Source organism: Citrobacter portucalensis, assembly GCF_002042885.1.
In the GTDB taxonomy this organism is placed as follows: Bacteria; Pseudomonadota; Gammaproteobacteria; order Enterobacterales; family Enterobacteriaceae; genus Citrobacter; species Citrobacter portucalensis.
Window position 1 is genome coordinate 251,051 of sequence record NZ_MVFY01000006.1, and the last position, 23,832, is coordinate 274,882.

Below are 23,832 nucleotides of genomic sequence, written 5' to 3' on the forward strand. Positions count from 1 at the left end.
AATGACGCCGATAAATTCATCATTATGTTGATAATAGAATCACGCTGTAGGCCGGATAAGCGAAGCGCCATCCGGCGGCCTGTAGCAAATTGCCGGATGGCGGCGTAAACGCCTTATCCGGCCTACCGCTCACCAAAGATCTTAACTGACCAGTATTACGGTTGTCTGGGCCTGGCGACAACTTAGTGGTGGTCGTCAATCTGATGTTCGATAACCATCCCTTCACCGACGCTTGCCACATGTCGCGCATAAGGATGTGCGCGATAGACTGGGGCCGGAGCAGGCGCTGGAGCAACATATACCGTTTGTGGTGCGGTCGTTACGCTGACCGCCTGCGGGACGCTGACGGAAGAGGGCACTACCACCACTTTATAACCGCTGGGGACATCAACGGTAACGCTCTGTGCAAATGTTGTCCCCGCAAAGCCCAGCAACAATGTCGCCATCAGTACACTTTTCTTCATGATCCGCTCGCCTGAAATATTCACTGGAAGTAATAATCCAGCGGGTTAATTTGAGGCGGATTATGAATAGATCATGCCATCATTTTGTTGCCGTCTGTGCTGAGCCGTTAATGCGTAAACGGTGCTTCATTCTTTAACACGCGGTCGATAACATCCAGCACGCCCTCTTCGTTGTTCGAGCCTGCACGATATTTTGCCGCCTGGACAACCGGTTCGTGAGCGTTGGCCATTGCGAAACTAAATCCCGCCTGACGCAGCATCTCAATATCATTTCCGCCATCGCCAAACACAACAACCTCGTCGTCGTTAATATTCCAGCGTTGTTGCAGCAGGCGCAGACCGTTAGCCTTATGCACGCCGGGTATTATTAAGTCGATGCTGCCGTAGCCGGTATGCACCGGTACCATAATATCGCCAATCGCCTCGTGGAGATCGGCCTGTACCTGTGGAATTCGGTCGTCGGAAATATTCAGCCCGAACTTGAAGAAAACGTCGTTAAGATTGTCAAAATTATCTACAAATTCGAGACGATGATAGTACATGGCGGAAACGTTCTTATGCTCATCGCTGTACTGTTTCAACGTATAGGCGCTGTTTTTACCACAGGCAATAATGTCGATATCGGCGCGGGTCAACAGATGATCCACGATGGCATGGAAATCGTCTTTAGCCAGTTCGCCGTTAAAGACATCTTCTCCTTCGCTGACCACCCAACCGCCGTTTTCGGCGACAAATGAGATCTCATTGGCCAGTTCGGGGAAAAAGGAAATCAACTGATAATATTGGTTGCCGCTGGCGACCACAAAGCGGATCCCTTGTTCTTTCATCTGGCGGTATTGCGCCATAAAGCGCTCACGGTTATAGGTTTTTTGGTCGCTTAAAAATGTGCCGTCCATGTCGACCGCAATTAATTTGATACTCATTAGCTGTTCTCCATCACCGTAGTATTTTTGAGATCCGGTTTCGCTACCGCTTTCGCGACGACGGCGGCGACAAGCACCAGCGCCAGCACCACCAACATAGCGCTGCGCAGGCCATAGTGTTCACCCAGATAGCCTAGCAGCGGTGGTCCAACAAGGAACGCCAGGTAACCGGTGGTCGCCACGACGCTGACGCGGGTCGGTGCATCGGGGCCGGTGTCGCTGGCGGCTGAAATGGTCAGCGGGAAACCGAGCGATGCGCCGAGTCCCCACAGAATAACGGACACACCGGCCACCCAGGAGCTGTCGACAAAAATAATCAGGCTAATCCCGAGAGCGCCCATCAGCGCACTGGCGCGCACCACCGCAACGCGGCTGTAACGGTCGATGAACCAGCCACCGGTAAATCGCCCAACGGTCATACCCAGCGTAAAACCGGCATAAATCAGCGAGCCTGATGTCGGGCTAAATCCATGTCCGTCCACCATTAACAGTGGAAGCCAGTCGTTGGCGGAACCTTCAGCAAATGCCATCGCCAGCACTACAACGCCGATCAGCAATAGCTGGATATCACGATAAAAAGGCAGTCCTTTTTCACCGGAGTGAGAACCGTCAGCGGCATTTTTGCCCGTGCCGTCAGGAATAGCTTTGATGGCGATGAAAATAGGTGTGATAACAACCATTGCAGCCAAAATGATATGCGCGGTAGCCGGGACGCTGAAGGCGGTAAGCATCATTCCAACTCCAGCCCCTGCCAACGTTCCCAGGCTGTAAAAACCGTGCATCATCGGCAGCACGGTTTTGTTCATTTCGCGCTCAACGGCTGCACCTTCGACGTTGATGGCAACTTCTGCCGCACCAAAGCTGGCGCCAAATACGCCCAGGCCAAACGCGAAAAGCCATGCGGAATGCAGCCAGAGCGCTACGCTGAGGATCGCCATTCCGAGGACTGCACAAGACATGGTGGTGCGAATCACCTTACGCGTGCCAAATCGTTTCACCAGCCAGGCCGAACAAAGTATGCCACTCATCGAACCAATAGAGAGCCCAAACAACACCGCGCCCATTTCGGCAGTGGAGATGGAGAGGATATCTCTGATGGCAGGGGTACGCGTTGCCCAGGAGGCCATTAATAATCCTGGTAAAAAGAAGAACGTGAACAGCGCCCAGGTGCGACGTCTTAAGGCTTTGCGTGATGAGATGCCAGTCATGAATTCGAGCCAAAGAAAAGAGGGAAGGAGACAACATTAGCAAGACTGTGTACATTTGTACACAAATGCAAGAAGAGGAAATGTAGTGCGACGTGCAAACGATCCGCAGCGGCGGGAAAAAATAGTTCAGGCGACTCTGGATGCAGTAATAGCCCATGGTATTCATGGGGTTACACACCGTAAAATCGCTATGATTGCCGAGGTGCCACTGGGTTCTATGACCTATTACTTTTCGGGAATTGATGAGCTTTTGATGGAGGCATTTGGCTGTTTTACTGACAGGATGATGCTGCAGTATCAGGACTTTTTTGCCGATGTTAAGGATGCGTCGCAGGCTTGCCATGCCATTACCGATATGATTTACGGCTCTCAGGTCACAACGCCTGATAATATGGAGCTCATGTATCAGCTGTATGCTTTTGCCAGCCGTAAACCAGCGTTGAAAACGGTGATGCAGAACTGGATGCTACGCAGCCAACAAACGCTGGAGCAGTGGTTTGACCCGGTTACGGCGCGGGCGCTGGATGCGTTTATTGAAGGAATGACGCTGCATTTTGTCACGGACAAAAAACCACTGCAGCGAGAAGATATCTTGCTGATGGTGGAGCGTATTGCAGGGATACCCGCGACAGTCAGCTGTGCGTAGCGCCTCCGGTAATATTCACTACCGTCGCGGTCATGGCGCTGGCATGGTCTGAAGCGAGAAAGGTCATGACCTCAGCGATTTGTGCAAGCGTAGGCAGGCGCGCGAGCATGGTACTTTTCGCCGCACCCCCTAACCATTGATCGACGGTTACACCCATTGACTGTGCTTTAGCGGAGAAAATTTCTCCGGTATAGGAGCCAGCTGCAACAGCATCCACAATCGCATGCGAGCGCACGCCGACGACCCGGATATTTGCCGGTCCTATCTCGCTGGCGAGCGCTTTAATAAAAGCCTCTGTTCCTGCACAACCAACAATATGACCCAGATGACCAGGTATCGCCATCGGGGCCGCGGGGGCAACAACGCTGAGAATGACGCCCGCACGATTGCCGCCCATGTGCGGCGTTACGGCTTTTGCGATATTGAACTGCGCCGAGAGGAAAGGGGTTATACCGCTCATAAACTCAGAGAGGGATAATGCGTTAATGCGTTTGCCCTGTTCGTGCATAAATCCCGTTGCGTTAACCACCACATCTATTCCACCGGTTTGCTCTACAAGGCGGGTAACTTCCTTCGATGCGTTGTGCTCGTCGAGTACATCGGTGATAAAGGTTTCGACTGTACCTCCTGCCATTCGGATAATACTGGCCGTCCGATCAAGCTTTTCCTGGCTGCGAGCACCCAAACACACATGGGCTCCTTCGCGCGCCATGGCCTGCGCAACCGTACTACCAATAGCCCCGCTGCCACCAAAAATTACTGCGACTTTGCCAGTAAGCAACATGACTAACCCCCATCCCCGATAAAGCACCGTTTTAAAGTATGTGCCATAACCGGCATGCTGCAAATTTGGGAGGTGTTTCAGAGGTGGAAGGCGATGAACGCAAATTTCAGGCAACAAAAAACCCATCAACCTTGAACCAAAACGGCGGGGTTGATGGGCTCCACAAATTGGGGACATCAAAGAAAAGCAGTGGCAATAGTTATGACTGACGCCTTGAAGAAAAGTTCTGCTTACCTGCAAAAATTTTTCAATTAAGGGAAAATTTCAGCGCTAACCAAGGCCAGGCCAGACAATGACGATGAGTGTCCCTGCTAATGTCAGCAGAACGTTGGCAATCGCGTAAGTCCCGGCATAGCCTAACGCAGGGATGTTGCTGCGTGCGGTGTCGCTGATGATTTCCATTGCCGGAGCACAGGTACGTGCGCCCATCATGGCACCAAACAGCAGGGCACGGTTCATGCGCAATACGTAAGCACCAAACAAGAAACAGATGACAACTGGAACCAGGCTGACTACCAGACCGGCAATCAACATTTGACCACCGACCGCGCCCAGGCCATTGCCAATGCCGCTGCCCGCGCTTAAACCGACGCCCGCCATGAATACCATCAGGCCAAACTCTTTCACCATATTCAGCGCACCCTGTGGGATATAGCCAAACGTGGGGTGGTTGGCTCGCAGGAAGCCCAGCATGATCCCGGCGAACAGCAGTCCAGCCGCATTCCCAATGCCGAAGCTGAAATTACTGAACTGGAAGGTGATCATCCCGATCATCAGACCGATGATAAAGAAGGCGCAGAAGGCCAGCAGATCGGTCACCTGACTGTGAATTGAAATGAAGCCGATACGATCGGCAATGGTTTTCACGCGACGAGCATCACCGCTGACCTGCAACACGTCGCCTTTATTGAGTACGACGTTGTCATCAATAGGCATTTCAATCTGGCTGCGGATCACGCGGTTCAGGAAACAACCATGGTCGGTTAGTTTCAACTGGGCCAGGCGACGACCAACGGCATTGTGGTTTTTCACCACAATTTCTTCAGTGACGATGCGCATATCGAGCAGATCGCGATCGAACACCTCTTTACCGTTACGGAAGCTGGGATCGAGGCGAGCATGGGCGTCCGGATAACCCACCAGGGCTATCTCATCGCCCATTTGCAACACTGCATCACCATCCGGGTTGGCCAGAATGCCGTTGCGACGGATGCGTTCAATGTAACAACCGGTCTGGCGATAAATACCGAGTTCGCGCAGATTTTTACCATCGGCCCATGCCACCAGTTCAGGGCCAACGCGATAGGCGCGGATCACCGGGAGGTACACTTTACGATTGGCGTCGGTGTCCAGACCTCGTTCACGCGCGATTTGTTGGGCGCTGGTTTGCAGGTCCTGATGCTGGAGTTTCGGCAAATAGCGCGCACCAACAATCAGACTGACCAGACCAATCAAATAGGTGAGGGCGTAACCCAGGCTCAGGTTATCGAGAGCGCTTGAAAGTTGTGTCCCTGTCATTCCTGAATGGCGCAAGGTATCACCCGCGCCGACCAGCACCGGCGTTGAGGTCATCGAGCCAGCCAGCATACCCGCCGTCAGGCCGATATCCCAGCCAAATAGCTTACCTAGCCCCAGCGCGATCAGCATTGCGCTACCGACCATCACCAGGGCAAGCATTAGATAATTTTTCCCATCGCGAAAAAAAATCGAAAAAAAGTTGGGACCGGCTTCGACGCCGACGCAAAAAATAAACAGCATAAAGCCGAGATTTAATGCATCGGTGTTAATACTAAAGTGCTGCTGACCTAATAATAGGGAGACCACTAAAACGCCAATGGAATTACCGAGTTGGACTGAACCCAGACGTAATTTGCCCAGACACAGGCCCAGAGCCAGGACCACAAATAATAACAGGATGTAATTCCCATTTAACAAATCTGCGACGTTTATATTCACGGAGACTAACTTCTTGTTTACTAGTAAGCTATTGAAAGAAATGGCAATTTACGCTAATGTTTTTGCCAGAAATTAAGGGGCGATAGCATCGTACACAGCCCCGAATAATGCAGCATAACAATATATGCGGTTAGTTTAATCTCATTACGTATCAACGGCTATAAGAATCGTGTGGGTGTGTTTTTGGCATGGAATGCCGAGTTACTTTATCTGACTGGACGCCTGCGGGCGAAAAGAGTGTTCGATAGAGAATGTGTCAGGAGGAACGATTGAAACATAAGCAAAGTTGGGCGAGTGCGGTCTGCTGCTTTGTGCTCTTTATTGTGGTGTGTCTTTCATTAACGCTGAACGTGAAAGGGGCATTCAGAGCGGCAGGGCATCCTGAGGTCGGATTGTTGTTTTTTATCTTACCTGGTGCTGCAGCAAGCTTTTTTTCCCATCGTCGGGAAGTGCTCAAACCCCTGCTTGGTGCAATGTTGGCGGCGCCGTGCTGCCTGTTACTGATGCGGTTCGTTTTTATGCCGACGCGTTCATTGTGGCAAGAGCTGGCGTGGTTGTTTAGTGCGGTGTTTTGGTGCGCGCTTGGCGCATTATGTTTTTTATTTATCAGTAGCTTATTCAATCAGCATCAACGGCGGAAAAAGAACTGATGACGCCCTCAAGGTGAGGGCGTAGAAACCGCTATCAGGCGAACAGATTCATGTTCTCTTTTGCCCAAGCTTCAAAATCCGTGCAGCCGCCGATGTGTTTTTGATCGACAAAAATCTGCGGAACGGTTTCAACTGGCTTACCTACCGTCTTTTCCAGATCTGCTTTGGTAATTCCTTCAGCATGGATATCAATGTAGCGGAAGTTAAAATCTTCATGCTCACTGCTTAATTTTTCTGCTAATTCTTTTGCGCGCACGCAATACGGGCACCCTGGGCGACCAAAAATAACGGCAAACATCTCTTTCTCCTCGAACTTATCAGGCCGGATGGCAATAATGGTTATGATGCCGCGATTTGTGACGGATGGAAAGCAGGTTCAGCCTGTTGCTTTGATATCCTCAAGCTATATCTGTTAAACACGGCAAGCCGGAACGTTTTATAATGGAAGCCATTTCGCCGGGAGGCCGCGTATGCGCACAATTGGTGTATTACCCAAAAGCGTATTGATGCTGGAAATAATTGGGATGGTTTTGTTATCGCTGGCGCTGCTATCGCTTAACGATTACCTCACCTTGCCCGCACCGCTTAACAGCCCGTTAGCCTGCGTGGTGATGATATTTCTGGGCGTACTGCTGATGCTCCCTGCTGCGGTGGCGTTGATGTGGCGTGTTGCTCAACTGCTGGCACCGCAACTGATGTCTCGCACACCCGGTGATTCAACTGATTCAGACAGAGACAAAAGAGATGACTCCAACCATTGATTTACTCCGCAGCCACCGTTCCATTCGCCATTTTACTGATGATGCCATTTCGGATGCACAGCGTGAGGCGATTATTGCCGCCGCTCAGGGAACGTCAAGCTCCAGTTTTCTACAGTGCACGACGATCGTTCGCATAACGGATAAATCCTTGCGTGAATCACTGGCTACCTTATCTGGCGGTCAAAAGCATGTGGCACAGGCCGCTGAGTTCTGGGTGTTTTGCGCTGATTTTAACCGTCATTTGCAGATTTGCCCTGACGCGCAACTTGGGCTGGCGGAACAGCTGCTGCTGGGTGTGGTTGATACTGCAATGATGGCGCAAAATGCATTGACGGCGGCAGAGTCGCTGGGACTTGGCGGCGTGTTTATTGGCGGTTTGCGTAACAATATTGAGCCGGTCACCGAACTGCTGAAGCTTCCGCAACATGTTCTGCCGCTCTTTGGATTGTGCCTCGGCTGGCCTGCGGATAACCCGGATATCAAGCCGCGCCTGCCCGCGTCGCTTGTGGTGCAAGAAAACCAATACCAGCCACTCAACAGTGATGTGTTGGCGCAATATGATGAGCAGCTCGCGCAGTACTATCTGACCCGAGGCAGCAATACCCGCCGCGACACCTGGAGCGATCATATTCGCCGTACCATCATTAAAGAAAGTCGCCCCTTTATCCTGGAATATTTGCATAAACAGGGATGGGCCACGCGCTAAAGATTTTAACCCAGTGTATGATACGCCAGCTTTTACCAGGTCATTCAGAGAGGTGCAGGGTGAAAATTGCCATTTTGTCCCGGGACGGAACGCTCTATTCTTGTAAACGCCTGCGTGAAGCGGCGATGCAGCGCGGTCACCTGGTTGAAGTTATCGATCCCCTTTCTTGCTATATGAACATCAGCCCGGCGGCATCCTCTATTCATTACAAGGGCCGTCAGCTTCCTCATTTCGATGCGGTGATCCCGCGGATTGGTTCCGCGATTACCTTTTATGGGACGGCGGCGCTGCGCCAGTTTGAGATGCTGGGTAGCTATCCGTTGAATGAATCAGTAGCGATTACGCGAGCGCGCGATAAGCTGCGTTCGCTACAGCTGCTGGCGCGTCAGGGAATTGATTTACCCATTACCGGAATTGCTCACTCTCCGGACGATACCAGCGACATGATTGACATGGTTGGCGGTGCGCCGTTGGTGGTGAAACTGGTTGAAGGCACCCAGGGTATTGGCGTGGTACTGGCGGAAACGCGGCAGGCTGCAGAAAGCGTGGTAGATGCCTTTCGTGGGGTGAATGCCCATATCCTGGTTCAGGAATATATCAAAGAAGCGAAGGGGCGCGATATCCGCTGTTTCGTGGTGGGCGATGAAGTAGTGGCCGCCATTGAACGACGGGCTAAAGAGGGCGATTTTCGTTCTAATCTCCATCGTGGTGGGGTGGCGACTATTGCGAGTATCACGCCGCGCGAAAGAGAAATTGCGCTCAAAGCCGCCCGGACGATGGGCCTGGACGTTGCAGGCGTTGATATTCTGCGCGCTGATCGAGGGCCACTGGTCATGGAGGTCAACGCGTCTCCGGGGCTGGAAGGCGTGGAGAAAACCACCGGAATAGACATTGCCGCGAAAATGATCCAGTGGATCGAGCGCCATGCTACTCCTGAATTTTGTCTTAAAATCGGCGGCTAAGCGCAATATCGATTGCGATCGTGGTATGACACGCTCTTTTTGCGTAAGCTGTGCCGGTATTTTTTTCATCAATAGAGGTCGCACATTATTATGACATCACTGGTCGTTCCCACTCTGGATACGTTGCGTCAATGGCTCGACGACCTGGGCATGAGTTTTTTTGAATGCGATACCTGTCAGGCGCTGCACTTGCCACACATGCAGAATTTTGACGGCATCTTTGATGCAAAAGTTGATTTGGTCGATAACGTCATTCTGTTTTCTGCGATGGCGGAAGTCAGACCTTCTGCATTGCTGCCACTGGCAGCCGATCTGTCTGCGATCAATGCCAGTTCACTGACGGTGAAAGCGTTTCTGGATATGCAGGATGATAATCTGCCAAAGCTGGTGGTTTGCCAGTCTTTATCCGTTACGCCGGGCGTAACCTTTGAGCAGTTTGAATGTTTTGTTCGCCAGAGCGAAGAGCAAATATCGATGGTGATCCTCGAAGCCGGAGCGCATCAGCTGTTATTTAATGCTGAAGAAGATGCGCAAAACAGCACCGCTGAAATTCATTTCCTCCATTAATTCTTCCTGAATCTGGACATATATCGCGCAGCCGCTGCCAGAGCGGTTGCGTATTGCCTGTTTTTATTCTGCATTTAACCTTTCATTAAAGAATTATTCACCTCGATTCAGCGCCTTCCGCTTTATGTCATAGACAATTCCTGCATAAAAAATTGATAAAAGACGTTTTTTAATCTGGGCTATATCCACAATTCCTGGCTAAAGTTATTCTTGCGAAGCTTACCAACGTCATCATTTAAACAGCCCCTTGTGACCTGATCTGTGGCCGCAATGTGCGTTGAATGCATAGGCGGATGCCAGCGAGCAACAGCGGCGTGAAGAGAGGTCTCTCTTTTCATCGGTGCTGCATGAAAGAATATGCACGTTTCTTGCATATCATTAGAGTGTGACATTTTTGTTCGTTTGTTAACGAACTTTCAGAAGGAAAGAGATTATGACCGCCTTAAATAAAAAATGGTTATCAGGCCTGGTTGCGGGTGCTCTGATGGCCATCTCTGCCGGCACGCTCGCTGCTGAACAAAAAACGCTGCATATATATAACTGGTCTGATTATATTGCCCCGGACACGGTGGCTAATTTTGAAAAAGAGACCGGAATTAAAGTTATCTATGACGTATTTGATTCCAATGAAGTACTGGAAGGTAAGCTCATGGCTGGCAGTACCGGCTTTGACCTTGTCGTTCCTTCTGCCAGCTTCCTTGAGCGTCAACTGACTGCGGGCGTATTCCAGCCGCTGGATAAGAGCAAATTGCCGGGCTGGAAAAATCTTGATCCTGAACTGCTGAAGTTGGTGGGTAAACACGATCCGGACAACAAGTTCGCGATGCCGTATATGTGGGCTACGACCGGTATTGGCTATAACGTGGATAAAGTCAAAGCGGTGCTGGGGCCAGATGCGCCGGTTAACAGCTGGGATTTAATCCTCAAACCGGAAAATCTGGAAAAACTCAAAAGCTGCGGCGTCTCTTTCCTCGATGCGCCCGAAGAGGTGTTTGCCACGGTGCTGAACTATTTGGGTAAAGACCCAAACAGTACCAAAGCGGATGATTACACCGGACCGGCAACCGATCTGCTGTTGAAGCTGCGCCCAAATATTCGCTACTTCCACTCCTCGCAATATATTAACGACCTGGCAAACGGTGATACCTGCGTCGCGATTGGCTGGGCAGGGGACGTATGGCAAGCGGCAAACCGTGCGAAAGAAGCGAAAAATGGCGTCAATATCTCCTTCTCAATTCCTAAAGAAGGTGCAATGGCGTTCTTTGACGTATTCGCGATGCCTGCCGATGCGAAAAACAAAGATGAAGCCTATCAGTTCCTCAATTACCTGCTGCGCCCTGATGTGATTGCGCATATCTCCGACCACGTGTTTTATGCCAATGCCAACAAAGAAGCGACGGCTCTGGTCAGCCCTGAAGTTCGTGACAACCCGGGTATCTACCCGCCTGCGGATGTTCGCGCCAAGCTGTTCACACTGAAAGTACAGGATCCGAAGATCGATCGTGTACGTACCCGCGCATGGACGAAGGTAAAAAGCGGGAAATAAACCGATGTTTGGGACATGACCCGGCAGGATTTTTGCCTGCCGGGCAGCGTTGAACCCGGCAATACGCACCGTTATGGTGCGTTATTTGCACCGTTTCTTTGTTTTATGCCGGAGAGCACCTGAGTGAATGATGCAACCCCACGCCCACAAGCGAAAATCCGCAAGGCGCTGACCCCGCTGCTTGAAATTCGCAATCTGACCAAGTCATTTGACGGTCAGCACGCCGTTGATGACGTCAATCTTACTATCTACAAAGGTGAAATATTTGCGCTGCTCGGCGCGTCCGGCTGTGGCAAATCGACTCTGCTACGGATGCTGGCGGGATTTGAACTGCCGACCACCGGGCAAATCATGCTTGATGGCGTCGATTTAGCGCATGTCCCGCCTTATCTGCGTCCGATTAATATGATGTTTCAGTCCTATGCTCTGTTTCCGCACATGACTGTCGAGCAGAACATTGCCTTTGGCCTCAAGCAGGACAAACTGCCGAAGGCTGAAATCGCCAGTCGGGTGAATGAGATGCTGGGACTCGTGCATATGCAGGAGTTCGCCAAACGCAAGCCGCATCAGCTTTCTGGCGGCCAGCGTCAGCGTGTGGCACTGGCGCGTAGTCTGGCGAAACGGCCAAAACTGCTGCTGCTGGATGAGCCGATGGGAGCGCTGGATAAAAAACTCCGAGACCGCATGCAACTGGAAGTGGTGGATATCCTTGAACGCGTCGGCGTGACCTGCGTGATGGTGACACACGATCAGGAAGAAGCCATGACGATGGCGGGCCGTATTGCGATCATGAACCGTGGCAAATTTGTCCAGATTGGCGAGCCGGAAGAGATCTATGAGCATCCGACTACGCGTTACAGCGCAGAGTTTATCGGTTCGGTAAACGTTTTTGAGGGACTGCTAAAAGAACGCCAGGAAGACGGTCTGGTGATTGAGTCTCCTGGTCTGGTGCATCCGCTGAAAGTGGACGCCGATGCTTCTGTTGTCGATAACGTCCCGGTGTATGTTGCGCTGCGTCCGGAAAAAATCATGCTCTGCGAAGCCCCTCCGCCAGAGGGTTATAACTTCGCGGTAGGCGAAGTGGTGCACATTGCCTATCTGGGCGATTTGTCGGTGTACCACGTACGTTTGAAAAGCGGCCAGATGTTGAGCGCCCAGCTACAAAATGAGCATCGTTATCGCAAGGGATTACCAACCTGGGGTGACGAAGTCCGTTTATGTTGGGATGCGGACAGCTGTGTGGTGTTGACGGTTTAAGGAGCGAAGATGAGTACACTTGAACCTCCGGCACGCGTGGATAAAGCAGGGCGATTCACGCTGTTTATGTCGCGGCTGCAAATGAAGCACGGGCGCAAGCTGGTGATCGCGCTGCCGTATGTGTGGCTGCTGCTCCTGTTTCTGCTGCCTTTTCTGATCGTCTTCAAGATCAGTTTGGCTGAAATGGCGCGCGCTATTCCTCCCTATACGGACCTCGTTTCATGGGCTGACGATCAGCTATCCATCACGCTCAACTTAGCCAACTTCCTGCAGTTAACGGACGATCCGCTCTATTTCGATGCCTACATGCAATCGTTACAGGTGGCGGGAATTTCGACAATCTGTTGCCTGCTGCTGGGATACCCGCTGGCATGGGCCGTCGCGCACAGTAAACCCTCAACGCGTAATATTCTGCTGTTGCTGGTGATCCTGCCGTCCTGGACCTCGTTTTTAATTCGCGTATATGCCTGGATGGGGATCCTGAAAAACAACGGCGTGCTGAACAACTTCCTGATGTGGCTGGGTGTCATCGACCAACCGTTGACGATTTTGCACACCAATCTGGCGGTCTACATCGGTATTGTTTACGCCTATTTGCCCTTTATGGTGCTGCCGATTTATACCGCGCTGACCCGTATTGATTACTCGCTGGTGGAAGCTGCGCTGGATTTAGGTGCCCGGCCGCTGAAGACCTTCTTTAGCGTGATTGTACCGTTGACCAAGGGCGGCATTATCGCCGGGTCAATGCTGGTATTTATTCCGGCTGTTGGCGAGTTTGTGATCCCGGAACTGTTGGGCGGACCGGATAGCATCATGATTGGCCGCGTGCTTTGGCAGGAGTTTTTTAATAACCGCGACTGGCCGGTGGCTTCTGCTGTCGCCATTATTATGCTGCTGTTACTGATTGTGCCAATCATGTGGTTCCATAAATATCAGCAAAAAAGCGTGGGGGAACACGGATGAATAACTTACCGGTCGTTCGCTCGCCGTGGCGTATTTTTATCCTGGTAGTGGGCTTTACCTTCCTGTACGCGCCTATGCTGATGTTGGTTATCTATTCGTTTAACAGCTCGAAGCTGGTGACGGTCTGGGCGGGGTGGTCAACACGTTGGTATGGCGAGCTTTTTCACGATAGCGCGATGATAAGCGCCGTCGGCATGAGCTTAACGATTGCTGCGGGTGCTGCGACGATGGCGGCAATCCTTGGCACCATCGCCGCCGTGGTAATGGTGCGCTTTGGTCGTTTTCGTGGTTCGAATGGTTTCGCCTTTATGATCACCGCGCCGCTGGTCATGCCGGATGTCATTACCGGTTTGTCGCTGCTGCTGCTGTTTGTTGCGTTGGCTCACGCCATCGGCTGGCCGGCGGATCGCGGCATGCTGACCATCTGGCTGGCGCACGTCACTTTCTGTACGGCGTACGTAGCAGTGGTGATTTCTTCACGTTTGCGCGAACTGGATCACTCCATTGAGGAAGCTGCGATGGATCTCGGCGCCACGCCGCTGAAGGTCTTTTTCGTCATCACCCTGCCGATGATTATGCCGGCGGTGATTTCCGGTTGGTTATTAGCCTTCACGCTGTCACTCGATGATCTGGTTATTGCCAGCTTTGTCTCTGGTCCTGGCGCCACAACGTTACCGATGTTGGTGTTCTCCAGCGTACGTATGGGGGTGAACCCGGAGATCAACGCCCTGGCGACGCTGATCCTTGGTGTGGTAGGAATTATCGGATTTATCGCGTGGTATCTGATGGCGCGAACAGAAAAACAACGGATCCGCGATATCCAACGTGCAAGACGCGGCTGAAAAAACTAAAATCTGCCAACCTGTCTATACGGCGCAGCTGTGGTGGTTGCGCCGTTTTCATGGAAGACGACGCGTTGGGATTTTTTAAGAAATCATCCACATCACATGCTCGCTTAAACGTCCCTGCTTTGGTGCAGGTGGCGGCGCTGGCTATTATCATGATCCGCTGTCTCGATCTGTTGATGATTTTTAATACGCTTGGGTTTCGTGGAACCAGTGAGTTTATTCATCGCAGTGTGCAGACCTGGAATTTGACGCTGGTGTTTCTGGGCAGTCTGGTGCTGCTATTTATCGAAATTTACTGCGCATTTTCGCTGGTAAAAGGACGGAACTGGGCACGCTGGATCTATCTCTTGACCCAGATTATCGCCAGCGTCTATCTGTGGGCGGCTTCGCTGGGCTACGGATATCCCGAACTGTTCAGCATTGCGGGGGAGTCCAGACGCGAAATCCTGCATACTCTGGTAATGCAAAAACTGCCGGATATGCTGGTATTGCTGCTGCTGTTTGTTCCTGCGTCCAGCAGGCGGTTCTTCCGTTTGCAATAACGTGTATAATCTTGGCCCCCGGTTAATTTGTAGGTCTTTGTATGCAGTGCGCACTATATGACGCCGAACGCTGCCGCTCCTGTCAGTGGATAACACAGCCTGTCGCCGATCAACTCTTCGAAAAAACAGCCGATCTGCAGAATCTGCTGGCCGAGTATCCGGTCGGAGAATGGTGCGCGCCGGTCAGTGGTCCGGAAAGCGCGTTTCGTAATAAAGCCAAAATGGTAGTCAGCGGCAGCGTGGAAAAACCGCTTCTGGGAATGCTGCATCGTGACGGTACGCCTGAGGATTTGTGCGACTGTCCGCTCTATCCTGAGTCTTTTGCGCCCGTATTTGCCGCGCTTAAGCCGTTTATCGCTCGGGCGGGGCTGACGCCCTATAACGTGGCGCGCAAACGCGGGGAGCTGAAATATCTGCTGTTAACGGAAAGCAGATTCGATGGCGGTATGATGCTGCGTTTTGTCCTGCGTTCTGACGCAAAACTGGCACAGCTGCGCGCGGCGCTACCCTGGTTGCAGGCACAACTCCCACAGTTAAAAGTGATCACTGCCAATATTCAGCCGGTGCATATGGCGATCATGGAAGGGGAGACAGAAATCTTCCTGACGGAACAACAGGCGCTGGCGGAACGCTTTAACGATGTGCCGTTGTGGATCCGCCCGCAGAGTTTCTTCCAGACCAATCCGGTGGTAGCGGGGCAATTATATGCCACGGCGCGTGACTGGGTGCGTCAGCTTCCGGTTAATCACATGTGGGATCTGTTTTGCGGCGTCGGGGGTTTTGGTCTGCACTGTGCTACACCGCAAATGAAACTGACGGGGATTGAAATCGCGCCAGAAGCGATTACCTGCGCGAAGCAGTCAGCGCAGGAGCTTGGGTTGCAGAATCTGCATTTTCAGGCGCTGGATTCAACCCAGTTTGCTACCGCTCAGGGCGAAGTACCTGACCTGGTGCTGGTGAATCCGCCGCGTCGGGGGATTGGAAAGCCGCTGTGCGATTTTCTCTCTCGCATGGCACCGCGTTATATCGTTTATTCCAGCTGTAATGCGCAAACCATGGCGAAGGATATTCGTGAGTTGCCTGGGTATCGCATTGAACGCGTCCAACTTTTCGATATGTTCCCACACACCGCGCACTATGAAGTGCTAACGCTGCTCAGCCGACAATAGTTGCCATGCCTGATGGCGCTTTGCTTATCAGGCCTACGGAGATATTCAGGGCTGTAGCAATGTAGGCCGGATAAGGCGCTTGCGCCGCATCCGGCAAATGCAACATGCGAAAAAAAAGCCCGTACTTTCGTACGAGCTCTTCTTAAAATATGGCGGTGAGGGGGGGATTCGAACCCCCGATACGTTGCCGTATACACACTTTCCAGGCGTGCTCCTTCAGCCACTCGGACACCTCACCATATTGTATTGCTGCCTGACCGCTTGGGGGGCAACGGGGCGCTACTATAGGGAGTTGCGCTAAAACGGTCAAGCAGAATTTACGTGTTAACTCTCGTTTGGTTACGCAATATACATATTCCTCCGCCCAGGCAGGCGCGGAGGAAAGGATTAGCGCTGAGAGTCCAGTTTTTCGCCGCTGGTCACGACTTCCTGAGCTTTGCTGTAGCTTTCGATCAGCAACTGATAAGCCGGGAAGACTTTGGTATACACTTCCGCCCATTCGGCGGCGTCTTCACGGTTCCAAGTGCCCTGAATTTCAGAAGCGACTGCGGCGGTATCCATCGGCACGACGCCAGCCTGAACAACACGAGCCAGGGTGATTTCCTGCGCCATTTTGCTGTAAGTACCGGAAGCGTCGATCACTGCGAAGACCTTATAGCCTTCCGCAACCGCGCTGATAGCCGGGAAAGCCATGCACACGCTGGTAATTGTACCGGCGATAATCAGCGTTTTACGACCCGTTGCTTTGACCGCTTTCACGAAGTCTTCGTTATCCCAGGCGTTGATTTCGCCTTTACGCGCCACGTATTGGGCATGCGGCGCATTGGCGTGGATCTCAGGGATCAGCGGGCCGTTAGGTCCCTGCGGTACGGATGCCGTGGTAATCACCGGCATCTTCGCCAGAGTCGCCATTTTAGCCAGCGCGGCGGCACGCGCACGCAGTTCTGGCATTGGCATGTCGCCGACGGTCTGGAACAGCCCGCTCTGATGATCGATAAGCAGCATGACGGAATCATTCACATCGATGACCGGACGTGAACCATTAAAGTTTGCAGGACTGGACATATTCTTCTCCTTCGATTCAGATTTGGCCAAAGCGGCCGGAGTTAAAATCGCGTACGGCTTCAGCGATTTCTTGTTTCGTGTTCATTACAAACGGACCGTAACCTACAATCGGCTCGTTCAACGGTTCTCCAGAAAGCAGCAGCACGCTGGCGTCGCTGGAGACTTCAATATGCAGCGTTTTCCCCTGCTGGCTCAGCACCACCAGTTGCGCTTCGCTGGCAGACGTAGTGCCGTTTACGGTGATATTCCCTTTCAATACCACTAGGGCAGTGCTCCATCCTTCCGGCTGGGACAACGTGAGCTGATGATTACGTTGCACACGCATATCCCAGACGTTCAGCGGCGAGAAGGTATGTGCCGGGCCTTTTGTATCCTGATAGCTGCCCGCAATCACACGAACGCTCCCTGCTTCATCTGGCAGGGTGACAGTGGGGATCACATCGCTGCTGATGCCCTGGTAACCCGGAACGGCCATTTTGTCTTTTGCTGGCAGATTGACCCACAGCTGTACCATTTCCAGTTCGCCACCCTGACGGGTAAATTCAGGTGAATGGAACTCTTCGTGTAATATTCCTGCTCCTGCGGTCATCCACTGCACGTCCCCGGGGCCGATAATGCCGCCGCGACCGGTTGAATCACGGTGTTCAACTTCGCCGCTGTAAACGATGGTCACCGTCTCAAAACCACGGTGAGGGTGTTCACCTACGCCGCGTTTTTCGTTACCCGGCGTAAACGTATGTGGGCCGGCGTAATCCAGCAGCAGGAACGGACTTAGCTGTTCAGCATGAGACTGGTAAGAAAACATCGAGCGAACCGGAAATCCATCGCCAACCCAGTGTGGGCGAGGTGCGGTGTAGACGCCTGTTACTTGTTTCATATTTGTCTCCTCTGTGGCGTTATCTTGATGTGAATAAGCTTATATTCATGACAGCGAGCTGAGTAGTAGCTAAAATAGTCCTCACTGTCTCATAAATAGGACAATTAGATGACAAAGCCGGATCTCAATGATTTTGCATGGTTTGTACATGTTGTAGAGGAAGGGGGATTCGCGGCGGCGGGTCGGGCGCTTGATGAACCGAAATCAAAACTAAGCCGACGGATAGCGCAACTGGAAGAGACGCTGGGAGTTCGACTGATTCAGCGAACCACCCGCCAGTTTAACGTGACGGAAGTTGGGCAAACCTTTTACGAACACTGTAAGGCGATGCTGGTGGAAGCGCAGGCAGCGCAGGATGCGATTGCCGCGTTACAGGTTGAACCGCGTGGCGTGGTGAAGTTGACGTGTCCGGTCACGCTGCTGCATGTGCATATCGGGCCAATGCTTGCCCGTTTTATGGCGCGTTATCCTGACGTATCAGTGCAACTGGAGGCCACTAACCGCCGCGTGGACGTTGTTGGAGAGGGCCTGGACGTGGCGATTCGCGTCAGGCCCCGACCATTTGAGGATAGCGACCTGGTGATGCGTGTGCTGGCGGACAGGGGACATCGTTTGTATGCCAGCCCGCAGTTAATCGAGCAAATGGGAACGCTACATTCTCCGGCGGAGCTGACGCGTTGGCCTGGCCTGAGTCTGGCGACGGGTAAACATGTGCATCGTTGGGAGTTATTCGGGCCGCAGGGCGCACGTGCGGAGGTGCATTTCACGCCACGTATGATCACCACCGATATGCTGGCGTTACGTGAAGCCGCAGTTGCCGGTGTGGGGGTAGTTCAACTTCCACAGCTGATGGTAAAAGATCAAGTAGCTGCGGGTGAACTGGTGGCATTGCTCGACGGCTGGGAACCGAAGCGAGAAATAATTCACGCAGTCTTTCCATCACGCAGGGGATTATTGCCGTCAGTACGCACATTAGTGGATTTCTTAACGGAAGAATATGCGCGGATGATTGAGGATTAAATACCTGACCTTGGCCCACAAAAAAGGCCGGTTAAACCGACCTTTTATTATCTGGACGCCATTCGGGCGTTAAAAACAATCAGCGACTACGGAAGACAATGCGGCCTTTGCTCAGGTCGTACGGGGTCAGCTCAACAGTCACTTTGTCGCCCGTCAGGATGCGGATATAGTTTTTACGCATTTTACCGGAGATGTGTGCAGTAACCACGTGACCGTTTTCTAACTCTACGCGGAACATGGTATTAGGTAACGTATCGAGAACGGTACCCTGCATTTCAATATTGTCTTCTTTGGCCATCTAATCCTCTGGGGTATCACTACCGTAATTTGAACCGGCAAGATAATGCCGAAGTTCTTTTAATAAGTAAAGATTTGTGCGTTTAAAACACAGCAAATCGGGTTTGGCGCATTACTCTAACCACACACGGCAAAGCCGCACTTAAAGCGCAACGTGTAAGGGAACGAGGAGATAAACGATAGGCGTTGCCTGACGCGAACTGTTCCTTAACGGCGGCGGGGTAATGGGCTAAACCAACTCTGCGCGACAATTATAACACCCCGACAAAAAATGTGCCGAAAACATTCACCCCTGAGGCGAAAATAACGTCCTGGGAACCCAGAAATGGCTCGGTAGCCGCTGCTGGCGCAGTCTGCTCAGGTGCTCAAGGTACTCCCGACGCGGTGTTTCGACCGCTCCCAGCGAAGCTGTGTGGCTATTTAATACCTGGCAGTCGATTAATTTTCCGCCCTGACGGATAAATTCAGCGCAAAAAACAAGCAGTGCGGTTTTGGACGCATTTTCCTGACGGCTGAACATCGATTCGCCACAAAACAACGTGCCTTGCGCCACACCATACATACCGCCCACTAATTCATTGTGTCGCCACACTTCAATAGAGTGCGCATGCCCCAGTTCGTGCAGGCGATGGTATGCGTCCACCACATCATGCGTTATCCAGGTACCTTCCTCCCGGTCGTTCGCGCAGCCTTCAATCACCTGACCGAACGCGTAATTGAGCGTCACGCGATAAGGCGAGTTTTTATGAAAACGTTTCATGCTGCGGCTGAGATGAAATTTCTCGGGCCAAAGAATGGCGCGTGGATCGGGCGACCACCAAAGGATGGGGTCGCCAGGTGAAAACCATGGGAAAATTCCGCGCTGGTAGGCCATTAACAGTCGAGCTGGACTGAGATCGCCGCCAAGCGCCAACAAACCGTTAGGCTCGCGTAAAGCGCCTTCCGGTGAAGGGAAGGCTATAGAATGGCGGGACAATTGCACCAGGCGCATGACAGCGAAACTCCACTACGCGAGTTTGATCGTTCAATAATAGCTTACAGACGTTGCTTAAACTGGTAATAACGCCCCTGCCGGGCTAGCAAATCTGCGTGATTACCTTGCTCAATAATGTGTCCGTTGTCCATCACTATTATTTGATCAAAACGTGACAAGCCGCGCAGACGATGTGTCACCATCAGCACGGTTTTATCGCGCATGACATCGCCAATTAATTCAAGCATTTGGCTTTCTGTTGTGGCATCAAGCCCTTCGGTCGGTTCATCCAGCAGCATCAGTGGGGCATCGTGCAATAAGGCGCGAGCGATAGCCAGACGACGGAGTTCGCCGCCAGAAAGCTGACGACCGCCTTCGCCTAACCAGGCATTGAGTCCATCACCCTCTAGCAGTTTGTCCAGACCGACGCGGCACAGCATTGCGGATAATGTGTCATCACTGGCGTGCGGTGCTGCCAGCAGCAGATTATCGCGAAGCGTCGCGCTGAACAGGTGCACGCGCTGTGGCACGACGCTGATGCTCTGGCGCAGCGCGGCTTCACTGAGGGCTGAAATCGGCTGCTCATTAATCAGAATTTCGCCATGCTGCGGATCCCATGCGCGGGTCAGCAATTGTAGTAACGTTGACTTACCGCAGCCAGTGCGACCGAGAATCGCAATGTGTTCACCGGGCTGAGCCTGCAGCGAAAGGGTGTCGAGCGCTTTTTGTGTTTGCCCCGGATAGCTGAATGAAACATCGCGTAGCGTGAGAGTGACCTGCTCAGAAACTGGAGAACCGGCATCCGGGAAGGTGACTTCTGGCTGCTGTTCGGTCAGTTCGGTGATGCGCAGCGCAGAGGCAATAACCTGTCCGAGATGCTGAAATGCCCCGGTGACGGGTGCCAAAGCTTCAAACGCGGCCAGCGCACAGAAGACAAACAGCGCGATCAGCGCGCCAGGCTGGGTATTGCCACCCACGCCGCCGGAGGCCATCCATAACATCACAACCACTGCCAGTGCGCCGACTAACAGCATGACCGCCTGTGATAGCGCCGTTAATTCAGACTGACGTCGTTGGGCTTCATGCCACTGCAACTCGGTGGCTTCCATTTGGGCGCGGTAACGTTCACTGGCGCCAAAGATGGTCAGTTCAGCCTGGCCCTGCAGCCAGGATGTTAACTGCTGACGATACTGCCCACGTAAATGCGTCAAACTTTGCCCGGTGCTTTTACCTGCCTGATAAAAGAGTGGGGGCAGGATAAATAAGGTCAGCAGCATAATACCGCCGAGAGTGATAGCCAGCGTGAAATCGAGAACGCTTAGCCCCAGCGTGACCACCATGATGACGACAAAAGCGCCCACAAGCGGGGAGAGCACGCGCAAATAGAGATGATCGAGCGTGTCGACATCCGCCACCACGCGGTTAAGCAATTCACCTTGTCCATAACGGGACAGGCCAGCAGGGGAGAGCGGCAGCAGTTTGCTGAAGGTATAAATACGCAAATGTTGCAGCACGCGGAACGTCGCGTCGTGGCTGACCAATCGCTCGAAATAGCGGCCCGCGGTTCGGGTGATTGCCGCACCGCGTACCCCGGCAGCAGGGAGCATATAGTTAAAACTGTAAATCCCGGTGACACCCACCACAGCAGAAGCCGACAGGAACCAGCCGGAAAGCGTCAGCAAACCAATACTTGCCAGCAGTGTGACGATCGCCAGAACGATCCCCAGGGTTAACATCCATTTGTGACGTTTATACAGCGTCAGATAAGGTAGCAAAGCGCGCATTTAGATGTCCTCCTGACGATGAGCCAGTAATGTCGCAAACGCCCCGTTGGCTGCGCTAAGTTCGGCATAAGTGCCTTGTTCAACGATCTGTCCGTCCTGCATCACCCAGATAACGTCCCAGTCGGCAAGATCTTCAAGTTGGTGTGTCACCATCAGCGTGGTCTGGCGGCGTGATGCTGCTTTCAATGCCTGCATCACGCGTTGTTCGCTGTGTGCATCAAGGCTGGCGGCGGGCTCGTCAAGCAGCAACAACTGACATGGATTGAGTAAGGCGCGAGCCACGGCAACGCGCTGCGCTTGTCCGACAGAAAGTCGAGCAGCCTGATCGCCTACTGGTGTATCCACACCCTGTGGCAGAAGTGGTAAAAACTCACTGACCCAGGCGCTGTCGAGTGCGGCTTGCAGCTGTTCTTCGCTGGCATCGGGGCGAGCGAGCAGCACGTTATCGCGTAACGTGGCGGCAGGGAGCTGCGGATTTTGTCCAACCCAGGACAGCTGTTTGCGCCAGCAATCAGGCGACAGGTCGCGCAGCTCAAAGCCGTTAATCCGCAGCGATCCCTGATAAGAGAGAAAACCGGACAGGACATTGAGCAACGAACTTTTGCCGGAGCCGCTGCGGCCAACCAGCACCGCGCGTTGGCCCGCTGGCAGGGTAAAGTTGAGCGGACCTGCAAGCACTTTACCTTCCGGCGAGGTGATGACCAGATCTTCTGCTTCAATTGTAACTGCGTCTTTTGTTGTCAGCTCAATATCGCCACGCTCAGGATGTGCAAGCGGGGTTTCCATGAAGGTTTTCAGACTGTCTGCAGCACCAACGGCTTGTGCTTTGGCGTGATAGAACGTACCCAGATCGCGCAGGGGTTGGAAAAATTCCGGCGCCAGAATGAGCGCCAGGAAGCCAGCAGCCAATGTGACGCCCGTCCCGTAGTGGCCAAAATCGAGTTCACCGAGGTAGGAAAAACCGAAGTAAACCGCGACCAGTGCGATGGACAGGGAGGTAAAGAACTCAAGGACACCGGATGACAGAAACGCCAGGCGCAGGACTTCCATCGTGCGCTGGCGGAAATCCTGTGACGCTGCGCGGATGCTTTCTGTTTCGGCTTCACCGCGACCAAAGATTCTTAGCGTCTCCATGCCCCGCAGGCGATCGAGAAAATGGCCGCTGAGGCGGGCAAGAGCCTGAAAGTTGCGGCGGTTAGCATCGGCTGCACCCATACCAACCATCGCCATAAACAACGGGATCAGCGGGGCAGTTCCAAGCAGAATAAGGGCGGCTACCCAGTTTGACGGGAATACCGCCGCCACGATCAATAAGGGGACGCATACGGCCAGCGCCATTTGTGGCAGATAACGTGCATAGTAATCATGCATATCGTCAATCTGCTCGAGGATCAGCGTAGCCCAGCTCCCGGCTGGTTTACCCTGTATCCAGGCCGGACCCGCCTGTTGCAGGCGATCCAGAACCTGGCGGCGAATCTCAAAGCGGATATGTTGGCCAGCATGAAACCCGACGCGTTCGCGTAACCAGACGACCCATGCCCGCAGGATGAAAATCAATACCAGCACAATGAAAGGGAGCAGAAGCGCCTCTCTGGGGATATTGTCCATGATCATATGGTCGAGAATTCGGGCCATGAGCCAGGCCTGAGCGACAATTAACAGGCCGCTCACGAACCCCAACAGGCGTGAAATGTTCAGCCATCGTTGGGAAATTACACTTTGCTGTTTTAACCAGCGGGTCAGCTCTTTTTGACGGGTTTTATTCATTGCACGCTTAGCAGGTGAGTTATTGGAATTTTTGGGCAGGACAATGTTACAACGAGGCAAAAATAAAGGCGACTTATAGTCGCCTTTTTTACTTTTG

Annotated in this window: 25 protein-coding genes and 1 tRNA gene; 13 read left to right on the forward strand and 13 right to left on the reverse strand. The window is 52.7% G+C overall.

Annotated features, from left to right (window positions below; all coding sequences use genetic code 11):
- Window positions 1–182: 182 nt before the first annotated feature.
- From BZK40_RS11530 to BZK40_RS11540, 3 genes are all read right to left on the reverse strand, one after another.
- Entirely contained in the window at window positions 183–464 is a 282-nt protein-coding gene (locus BZK40_RS11530) for a hypothetical protein (RefSeq protein WP_003831642.1), read from the reverse strand.
- A gap of 107 nt (window positions 465–571) precedes the next feature.
- Entirely contained in the window at window positions 572–1,387 is an 816-nt protein-coding gene (locus tag BZK40_RS11535) for a Cof-type HAD-IIB family hydrolase (protein WP_079934660.1), read from the reverse strand.
- Entirely contained in the window at window positions 1,387–2,595 is a 1,209-nt protein-coding gene (locus BZK40_RS11540; protein ID WP_079934661.1) for an MFS transporter, read from the reverse strand. Before BZK40_RS11540 ends, BZK40_RS11535 begins: the two co-directional genes overlap by 1 nt.
- Before the next feature lie 85 nt (window positions 2,596–2,680).
- Here BZK40_RS11540 and BZK40_RS11545 point away from each other — a divergent pair, with 85 nt between their 5' ends.
- A complete protein-coding gene (locus tag BZK40_RS11545) occupies window positions 2,681–3,241 on the forward strand; it encodes a TetR/AcrR family transcriptional regulator (RefSeq protein WP_008784239.1) in 561 nt (186 codons plus the stop codon).
- Here the strand turns inward: BZK40_RS11545 and BZK40_RS11550 are convergent.
- Window positions 3,228–4,025 (reverse strand): SDR family NAD(P)-dependent oxidoreductase, encoded by a 798-nt coding sequence (locus BZK40_RS11550; RefSeq protein WP_079934662.1) that lies wholly within the window; start codon window positions 4,023–4,025, stop codon window positions 3,228–3,230. The two genes, BZK40_RS11545 and BZK40_RS11550, sit on opposite strands and share 14 nt — an antisense overlap.
- 270 nt (window positions 4,026–4,295) lie before the next feature.
- On the reverse strand, window positions 4,296–5,981 hold the full coding sequence (locus tag BZK40_RS11555) for an aspartate:alanine antiporter (protein ID WP_003831652.1): 1,686 nt from the start codon (window positions 5,979–5,981) through the stop codon (window positions 4,296–4,298).
- Window positions 5,982–6,250: 269 nt separating this feature from the next.
- Between BZK40_RS11555 and BZK40_RS11560 the strand changes: the two genes are divergently transcribed.
- The gene (locus BZK40_RS11560) at window positions 6,251–6,631 is read left to right on the forward strand and encodes an inner membrane protein YbjM (protein ID WP_003035356.1); all 381 of its coding nucleotides are present in this window, start codon (window positions 6,251–6,253) and stop codon (window positions 6,629–6,631) included.
- Window positions 6,632–6,665: 34 nt separating this feature from the next.
- Here BZK40_RS11560 and BZK40_RS11565 read toward each other — a convergent pair whose 3' ends face one another.
- On the reverse strand, window positions 6,666–6,929 hold the full coding sequence (locus BZK40_RS11565; protein ID WP_008784241.1) for a GrxA family glutaredoxin: 264 nt from the start codon (window positions 6,927–6,929) through the stop codon (window positions 6,666–6,668).
- Window positions 6,930–7,101: 172 nt separating this feature from the next.
- Here BZK40_RS11565 and BZK40_RS11570 point away from each other — a divergent pair, with 172 nt between their 5' ends.
- The 10 genes from BZK40_RS11570 (at window position 7,102) to rlmC (ending at window position 15,952) form a co-directional block, all read left to right on the forward strand.
- Window positions 7,102–7,392: a DUF1418 family protein gene (locus BZK40_RS11570; RefSeq protein ID WP_003831656.1), complete on the forward strand. Its 291-nt coding sequence runs from the start codon at window positions 7,102–7,104 to the stop codon at window positions 7,390–7,392.
- A complete protein-coding gene (nfsA, locus tag BZK40_RS11575) occupies window positions 7,376–8,098 on the forward strand; it encodes a nitroreductase NfsA (RefSeq protein WP_079934663.1) in 723 nt (240 codons plus the stop codon). The genes BZK40_RS11570 and nfsA overlap by 17 nt, the downstream gene beginning before the upstream one ends.
- Before the next feature lie 59 nt (window positions 8,099–8,157).
- Window positions 8,158–9,060: a 30S ribosomal protein S6--L-glutamate ligase gene (gene rimK / locus BZK40_RS11580; RefSeq protein ID WP_003831660.1), complete on the forward strand. Its 903-nt coding sequence runs from the start codon at window positions 8,158–8,160 to the stop codon at window positions 9,058–9,060.
- Window positions 9,061–9,150: 90 nt separating this feature from the next.
- Window positions 9,151–9,627: a type III secretion system chaperone family protein gene (locus tag BZK40_RS11585; RefSeq protein ID WP_003831662.1), complete on the forward strand. Its 477-nt coding sequence runs from the start codon at window positions 9,151–9,153 to the stop codon at window positions 9,625–9,627.
- A 433-nt stretch (window positions 9,628–10,060) separates the two neighbouring features.
- A complete protein-coding gene (gene potF / locus BZK40_RS11590; RefSeq protein ID WP_003831664.1) occupies window positions 10,061–11,173 on the forward strand; it encodes a spermidine/putrescine ABC transporter substrate-binding protein PotF in 1,113 nt (370 codons plus the stop codon).
- A 123-nt stretch (window positions 11,174–11,296) separates the two neighbouring features.
- Window positions 11,297–12,430 (forward strand): putrescine ABC transporter ATP-binding subunit PotG, encoded by a 1,134-nt coding sequence (gene potG / locus BZK40_RS11595; protein WP_003831665.1) that lies wholly within the window; start codon window positions 11,297–11,299, stop codon window positions 12,428–12,430.
- Window positions 12,431–12,439: 9 nt separating this feature from the next.
- Window positions 12,440–13,393, forward strand: coding sequence for a putrescine ABC transporter permease PotH (gene potH, locus BZK40_RS11600; protein WP_079934664.1), 954 nt, complete (start codon window positions 12,440–12,442; stop codon window positions 13,391–13,393).
- A complete protein-coding gene (gene potI, locus BZK40_RS11605; RefSeq protein ID WP_008784246.1) occupies window positions 13,390–14,235 on the forward strand; it encodes a putrescine ABC transporter permease PotI in 846 nt (281 codons plus the stop codon). Before potH ends, potI begins: the two co-directional genes overlap by 4 nt.
- Window positions 14,236–14,294: 59 nt before the next feature.
- Entirely contained in the window at window positions 14,295–14,783 is a 489-nt protein-coding gene (locus tag BZK40_RS11610; protein ID WP_003035378.1) for a YbjO family protein, read from the forward strand.
- A 41-nt stretch (window positions 14,784–14,824) separates the two neighbouring features.
- A complete protein-coding gene (gene rlmC, locus BZK40_RS11615) occupies window positions 14,825–15,952 on the forward strand; it encodes a 23S rRNA (uracil(747)-C(5))-methyltransferase RlmC (RefSeq protein ID WP_032942821.1) in 1,128 nt (375 codons plus the stop codon).
- 150 nt (window positions 15,953–16,102) lie between these two features.
- On the opposite strand, the gene BZK40_RS11620 is transcribed toward rlmC, so the two are convergent.
- The 3 genes from BZK40_RS11620 to BZK40_RS11630 form a co-directional block, all read right to left on the reverse strand.
- A tRNA-Ser gene (locus BZK40_RS11620) sits at window positions 16,103–16,190 on the reverse strand.
- Window positions 16,191–16,339: 149 nt separating this feature from the next.
- A complete protein-coding gene (locus tag BZK40_RS11625) occupies window positions 16,340–17,017 on the reverse strand; it encodes an isochorismatase family protein (RefSeq protein ID WP_003831673.1) in 678 nt (225 codons plus the stop codon).
- Window positions 17,018–17,033: 16 nt separating this feature from the next.
- Window positions 17,034–17,894, reverse strand: a complete 861-nt coding sequence (locus tag BZK40_RS11630; protein ID WP_079934665.1) for a pirin family protein — start codon at window positions 17,892–17,894, stop codon at window positions 17,034–17,036.
- A gap of 108 nt (window positions 17,895–18,002) precedes the next feature.
- Between BZK40_RS11630 and BZK40_RS11635 the strand changes: the two genes are divergently transcribed.
- A complete protein-coding gene (locus tag BZK40_RS11635; protein ID WP_003831675.1) occupies window positions 18,003–18,914 on the forward strand; it encodes a LysR family transcriptional regulator in 912 nt (303 codons plus the stop codon).
- Between the two features lie 79 nt (window positions 18,915–18,993).
- Here the strand turns inward: BZK40_RS11635 and infA are convergent, their stop codons facing one another.
- From infA to cydD, 4 genes are all read right to left on the reverse strand, one after another.
- Entirely contained in the window at window positions 18,994–19,212 is a 219-nt protein-coding gene (gene infA / locus BZK40_RS11640; RefSeq protein ID WP_002211347.1) for a translation initiation factor IF-1, read from the reverse strand.
- A gap of 285 nt (window positions 19,213–19,497) precedes the next feature.
- Window positions 19,498–20,202, reverse strand: a complete 705-nt coding sequence (gene aat, locus BZK40_RS11650) for a leucyl/phenylalanyl-tRNA--protein transferase (RefSeq protein WP_079934666.1) — start codon at window positions 20,200–20,202, stop codon at window positions 19,498–19,500.
- Between the two features lie 44 nt (window positions 20,203–20,246).
- Window positions 20,247–21,968 (reverse strand): heme ABC transporter ATP-binding protein/permease CydC, encoded by a 1,722-nt coding sequence (gene cydC, locus BZK40_RS11655; RefSeq protein ID WP_048225901.1) that lies wholly within the window; start codon window positions 21,966–21,968, stop codon window positions 20,247–20,249.
- Complete coding sequence (cydD, locus tag BZK40_RS11660; protein ID WP_079934667.1) at window positions 21,969–23,735, reverse strand: heme ABC transporter permease/ATP-binding protein CydD; 1,767 nt, start codon at window positions 23,733–23,735, stop codon at window positions 21,969–21,971.
- Between the last annotated feature and the right edge of the window lie 97 nt (window positions 23,736–23,832).